Raw genomic sequence first — 5,883 nt, 5'->3', positions numbered from 1 at the left:
CCGCTCGGCTGCCGCGCCGCCCCGCACGCCCGCATCGTGCTCGCCGACGCCCGGAGCCCGGCCGACGCCGTGCTCGGCGGCGGCCGCCAGCCGCTCGCGCTGCTGTTCACGGTCGGCCTGTCGTACGGCCGGATGTCGGTGGCCTGGGGCTGCGTCGGCATCCTGCGCGCCTGCCTCACGGCCGCCGTCGGGGACGCCCGCACCCGCGAGCAGGGCGGCGGCCCGATCGGCGAGCACCAGCTGGTGGCCCGGCACATCGCCGAGCTCTACACCTCGGAGCGGATCGCCACCCAGGTCTGCCGGCACGCCGCCGAGCAGTGGGACCGCGGCGCCCCGGACGCGGCGGTGACGGCGGTGCTGGCCAAGCAGGTCGCCGCCACCCACGCGACCAGCGGCGCCGGGACGGCCGTCCAGGTGCTCGCCTCGCGCGGCTTCACCGACGGCCACGTGGTGGCCCGGGCCTACCGGGACGCCAAGGCGATGGAACTGATCGAAGGCAGCACCGAGATCTCGCAGTTGATCCTCGCCCGGCACGCCCTCGACCGGCTCTGAGCCGCCCGCCGCCCCGCACGGGCACGACCCGCACCACATGCACGACCCGCACCGCACGCACGACACGCACCACATGCATGACACGCACCACGAACACGGCAACGAACGGAAATCGAAGGAGCGCCCCGTGTCCGACGCACCCACCCTCGTCAAGTGCCTGGTCTGGGACCTGGACAACACCCTGTGGCGGGGCACCCTCCTGGAGGACCACGAGGTGGTGCTGCCCGAGGAGATCCGCCGCACCATCGTCGAACTCGACGCCCGCGGCATCCTCCAGGCCGTGGCCAGCAAGAACGACCACGACCACGCCTGGCAGCAGCTGGAGGCCCTCGGCGTCGCCGAGTACTTCGTCCTGCCGCAGATCGGCTGGCGTCCCAAGTCCCGGTCGGTCAAGGAGATCGCGGACCGGCTGAACTTCGCCCTGAAGACCGTCGCCTTCATCGACGACCAGCCGGCCGAGCGCGCCGAGGTCGCCCACCACCACCCCGAGGTCCGCTGCTTCGACGCGGCGCGGGCGGCGGAGCTGACCGACCTGCCCGAGTTCAGTCCGGCCGTGGTCACCGTCGACGCCGCCCGCCGCCGCAGCATGTACCAGGCGGGCTTCCGCCGGACCGCCGAGCGCGAGGAGTTCACCGGCCCCGACGAGGCGTTCCTCCGCTCGCTGGACCTGGTCATGGAGATCAAGCGGGCCGACGACGCCGACCTCTCCCGGGTCGAGGAACTCACCCTGCGCACCAGCCAGATGAACGCCACCGGCGTCTACTACTCCGACGCCGACCTGCGGGCCCTGATCGCCGATCCGGAGCACGAGGTCCTCACCGTCTCCCTCACCGACCGCTTCGGCCCGCACGGCGCCGTCGGCGTGCTGCTCGTCGGCTACCACGAGCGGGTCTGGCACCTGAAGCTGCTGGCCACCTCCTGCCGGGTGGTGTCCTTCGGCGCGGGCGCCGTCCTGCTGGACTGGCTGATCGGCGAGGCGGCGGCGGCCGGCGTCCACCTGGCCGCCGACTTCCGCCGTACCGACCGCAACCGGATGATGGAGATCGCCTACCGGTTCGCCGGCTTCACCGACGCGGCCTGCGACTGCCTCGCCGAACTGCCCTCCGCCGGCCCCGTCGACGCCGACGCCGTTGACGCCGATGCCGCCACCGCCGACGCCGGGGCGGCCGGCTCCGGGCGTGCGGGCATCGAGTTCCGGCACCTGGTGGCGGACCGCCGTCCGGCCCCCACCACCGTGCGCGTCGAGGCCCCCGTCCTCGGCCCCGTGGGCTCCACGAGCTCCGCCGGTTCCACGGGCGGAGCCGGCGCATGACCGCCGAGCCCCTGGCCGTCATCGGCATGGCCTGCCGCTACCCCGGCGGCATCGACTCGCCCGAGGACCTGTGGCAGGCCCTCGTCGACCGGCGCACCGTCGCCGGCCCCTTCCCCACCGACCGCGGCTGGGACCTCGACGCGCTGCGCCGCGACGGGCGCTGCGCCACCGACCGCGGCGGGTTCCTCGACAGCGCGACCCGGTTCGACGCCGCGTTCTTCGACCTCTCCCCGCGCGAGGCCGACGCCATGGACCCGCAGCAGCGGCTCGCCCTGGAGGTGGGCTGGGAGGCCCTGGAGCACGCCCGCATCGACCCGACCACCCTGCGGGGCTCCCGCACCGGGGTGTACCTCGGCGCCGAGGCCCGGCCGTACGGGCCCGCGCTGCACGAGGCGCCCGCCGACCTCGCCGGCGTGCTGTTCACCGGCACCGCCCCGAGCGTCATCAGCGGGCGGCTGGCCCACACCCTCGGCCTGAACGGCCCCGTCCTCACCGTCGACACCTCGGCCTCCAGCTCGCTGGTGGCGCTGCACCTCGCCGTCGAGGGGCTGCGCGGCGGCGAGTGCGAACTGGCGCTGGCGGGCGGGGTGACGGTGATGACGACGCCCGGCTACCACGTCGCGTTCAGCGCGCTGGGCGGTCTGGCCCCGGACGCCCGCTGCAAGCCCTTCTCCGCGGACGCGGACGGCGTGGCCTGGTCCGAGGGGGCAGGGGTGCTCGTGCTGGAACGGCTGGAGCGGGCACGGCGCCTGGGCCACCGGGTGCTGGCGGTGGTCCGCGGTTCGGCCGTCAACTCCGACGGCGCCGGCCACAGCCTCACGGCCCCGAACGGCGAGGCCCAGCGCGCGGTCATCCACGCCGCGCTCGCCGACGCGGAGCTGGCCCCCGCGGACATCGACGCCGTCGAGGCGCACGGCACCGGCACCCGGCTGGGCGACCGCGTCGAGGCGGGCGCCCTGCTCGCCGCCTACGGCCGGGACCGGGCGCACGGACGCCCGCTGCTGGTCGGCTCGGTGAAGTCCAACCTCGGCCACACCCTCGCCGCGGCGGGCGCCGCCGGCGTCATCAAGACGGTCCTCGCCCTGCGGCACCGCACGCTCCCCGAGTCGCTGCACATCACCGAGCCCACGCCGGCCGTGGACTGGGGGGACGGCGCGGTGCGGCTGCTGACGGAGCCGACCCCGTGGCCGGAGAGCGCGCACCCGCCCCGCGCGGGCGTGTCGGGCTTCGGCATCGGCGGCACCAACGCCCATGTCGTCCTGGAGGCCGCCCCCGCCGAACCGGCCGCCGCCGTACCCGCCGCGCCCGTGGAGTCCTTGGCGTCCTTGGCGGACGGCGCCGACCCCGTCTGGCTGCTCTCCGCCCGTACGCCCGCCGCGCTGGCCGCGCAGGCCGAGCGGCTGCGGGAGCACCTGGCGGCCCGGCCGGAGGCGTCGGCCCGGGAGGTCGCCCGGTCCCTCGCCACGACGCGCGCGGCGCTCGACCACCGCGCCGTCCTGCTCGGCCCGCGGCCGCTGGACGCCCTCGCGGACCTCGCGGCCGGCCGCCCCTCCGCCGCCGTCGTCACCGGCGCGGTCGGGCCCGAGGGCCCCGGGCGGACGGTGTTCGTCTTCCCCGGCCAGGGCGGCCAGTGGGTGGGGATGGGCCGCGAGCTGGCCGCGTCGTCCCCGGTGTTCGCGGCGCGGCTGGCGGAGTGCGCCGAGGCCCTCGCGCCGTACGTGGACTGGCAGTTGGACGATGTGCTGGCGGGCCGTCACGGTTTCGAGGCCGCCGACGTCGTGCAGCCGGCCCTCTGGGCGGTGATGGTCTCGCTGGCCGCCGTGTGGCAGGCGGCCGGTGTCGCTCCCGACGCGGTGGTGGGCCACTCCCAGGGTGAGATCGCGGCGGCCGCCGTCGCCGGGATCCTGACCCTCGACGACGCCGCCAAGGTGGTGGCCCTGCGCAGCCGGGCGCTGACGGCGCTGGCCGGGCGCGGCGGGATGCTCTCCGTCGCCGAAGCGGTGGACGCCGTCCGGGAGCGGATCGCGCCGTACGGGCGGCGGCTGTCGGTCGCGGCCGTCAACGGCCCCTCGGCGACGGTGGTCTCCGGTGAGCCCGACGCCCTGCGGGAGCTGGCGGACGCGTACGGCGAGGCGGTGCGCACCCGGCTGATCCCGGTCGACTACGCCTCGCACAGCGCCCACGTGGACGAGCTGCGCGAGGAGGTCCTCGCCGTCCTGAAGGGGATCGAGCCGGGCCGGGCCCTGGTCCCGATGGTCTCCGCGCTGACCGGGGAGTGGCTGGCCGGCCCCGAGGCGGGCCCGGAGTACTGGTACGCGAGCCTGCGCGAGACCGTCGAGTTCGACCGGGCCGTCGGGGTGCTCACCACCGCCGGCCACGGCGCCTTCGTCGAGGTGTCGCCGCACCCGCTGCTGGTCGGCGGCATCGCCGCCGAGGCGGCGGTCGGCACCCTGCGGCGCGAGGACGGCGGCCCGGACCGTCTGCTGGCCTCGCTGGCCGAGGCCCACGTCCGGGGGGTGCCCGTCGACTGGGGCACGGTGCTGCCGGCGGCCGGCCGCACCGTGGACCTGCCCACGTACGCCTTCCAGCGCACCCGTCACTGGCTGGCCGCCGGTCAGCAGGCCCCGGCGCGTCCCGACCCGGACGCCGCCGCCCCGGCCCAGGCCCCCGCCGCCCCGGCCCCCGCGGCCCTGGGCACCGAACGGGCCGTGCTGGACCTGGTCCGCGCCCACGCCGCGGCCGTCCTCGGCCACGACGGCGCCGGGGGCGTGCACCCGACCCGCACCTTCAAGTCCCAGGGCCTGGGTTCCGTCCTGGCCGTCGAGCTGCGCAACCGCCTCGCGTCCGCCACCGGCCTCGCGCTCCCGCCGGGCCTGGTGTACGACCATCCGTCACCCGCCGTCCTGGCGTCCCACCTGCACACCGCCCTGAACCCCGATCCGCTGCCCGCCGCGCTCGACGCCCTCGAAGCGCTGCTCGCCGCCGCCGAGGACCCGGCGGCCCGGGCGCGGGCGCTGGCCCGGCTGGAGTCGCTGGTGGGCCGGACCGGCGGCGGGCCCGGTGCCGGGGCCGGCCGGGGGACCGGCGCGGACGCCCTGTCCGACACCACCGACGACGAACTCCTCGCCCTCATCGAGGCCGAGCTCGGCCCCGACCGTGATCACTGAACGGAGAACCATGTCCGCCCGACCCGACCCCACCGCCGACGACGACCTGTGGCTGCGCTGCTACCGGAGGACGGAGGCCCCCGCCGCCCGCCTGGTGTGCTTCCCGCACGCGGGGGGCACCGCCCCGTTCTACCGCCCGGTGCCGTTCGCGCTGGCCGACGCCGACCGCGTCGAGGTCCTGGCCGTCCAGTACCCGGGCCGTCAGGACCGCCGCCGGGAGGAGCCGATCGCCGACCTGCACGTCCTGGCCGACCGGATCCACGAGGTGCTGGCCCGGCAGCCCGAGCTGCCCCTGGTGCTGTTCGGCCACAGCATGGGCGCCGTCGTCGCCTTCGAGGTGGCCCGCCGCTGCGAGGCCGCCGGCCGGCCCGCCGCCCGCCTGGTCGTCTCCGGCCGGCGCGGCCCGGCGATCGGGCTGGGCCCGGCCGAGGGGGTGCACCTGCTCGGCGACGACGCGATCACCGACGAGATCCGCCGCCTGGACGGGTCCTCGTCCGTCGTCCTCGACGACCCGGACCTGATGGCGGCCGCGATGCCGGCGCTGCGCGCCGACTACCGCGCCATCGAGACCTACCGGGCCGGCGCCGACGCCGTGGTCGGCTGCCCGATCACCTCCCTGACGGGCGACCGCGACCCCAAGACCTCGGTCGCCGAGGCGGAGGACTGGCGGGCCCACACCACCGGCGGGTTCGACCTCCAGGTCTTCCCCGGCGGGCACTTCTTCCTCACCGAGGAGATGCCGCAGGTCATCGGCCTGCTGGACGGCCACCTGGCCGAGGCCGCGGACGCTCGCCGCGCGTCCTCCGGCGGACGGTGACGCGGCCGCGGGTGCCTCCCGTGCGGTCCGAACCG

General features: G+C 76.7%; 4 protein-coding genes. All 4 read left to right on the top strand.

The annotated features are described in order from the left end of the window. Positions 1–552: acyl-CoA dehydrogenase family protein (locus ACFU6K_RS29105; protein WP_380667978.1), on the top strand; the 552-nt coding region annotated here is incomplete at its 5' end. Positions 553–679: 127 nt separating this feature from the next. Next, entirely contained in the window at positions 680–1,864 is a 1,185-nt protein-coding gene (locus tag ACFU6K_RS29100) for an HAD-IIIC family phosphatase (RefSeq protein WP_380667976.1), read from the top strand. Next, on the top strand, positions 1,861–5,031 hold the full coding sequence (locus ACFU6K_RS29095) for a type I polyketide synthase (RefSeq protein ID WP_380667974.1): 3,171 nt from the start codon (positions 1,861–1,863) through the stop codon (positions 5,029–5,031). The genes ACFU6K_RS29100 and ACFU6K_RS29095 overlap by 4 nt, the downstream gene beginning before the upstream one ends. 10 nt (positions 5,032–5,041) lie before the next feature. Further along, positions 5,042–5,848, top strand: a complete 807-nt coding sequence (locus ACFU6K_RS29090) for a thioesterase II family protein (RefSeq protein WP_380667972.1) — start codon at positions 5,042–5,044, stop codon at positions 5,846–5,848. The last annotated feature ends 35 nt before the right edge of the window (positions 5,849–5,883 follow it).

Origin of the sequence: Kitasatospora sp. NPDC057512, assembly GCF_042802135.1 — a bacterium.
In the GTDB taxonomy this organism is placed as follows: domain Bacteria; phylum Actinomycetota; class Actinomycetes; order Streptomycetales; family Streptomycetaceae; genus Kitasatospora.
This window is presented reverse-complemented; position numbering and strand designations above follow the sequence as displayed.

Coding starts and splice junctions, on each gene's coding strand:
- ACFU6K_RS29095 (WP_380667974.1), top strand. CDS start 1,861: ATGACCGCCGAGCCCCTGGCCGTCATCGGCATGGCCTGCCGCTACCCC.
- ACFU6K_RS29090 (WP_380667972.1), top strand. CDS start 5,042: ATGTCCGCCCGACCCGACCCCACCGCCGACGACGACCTGTGGCTGCGC.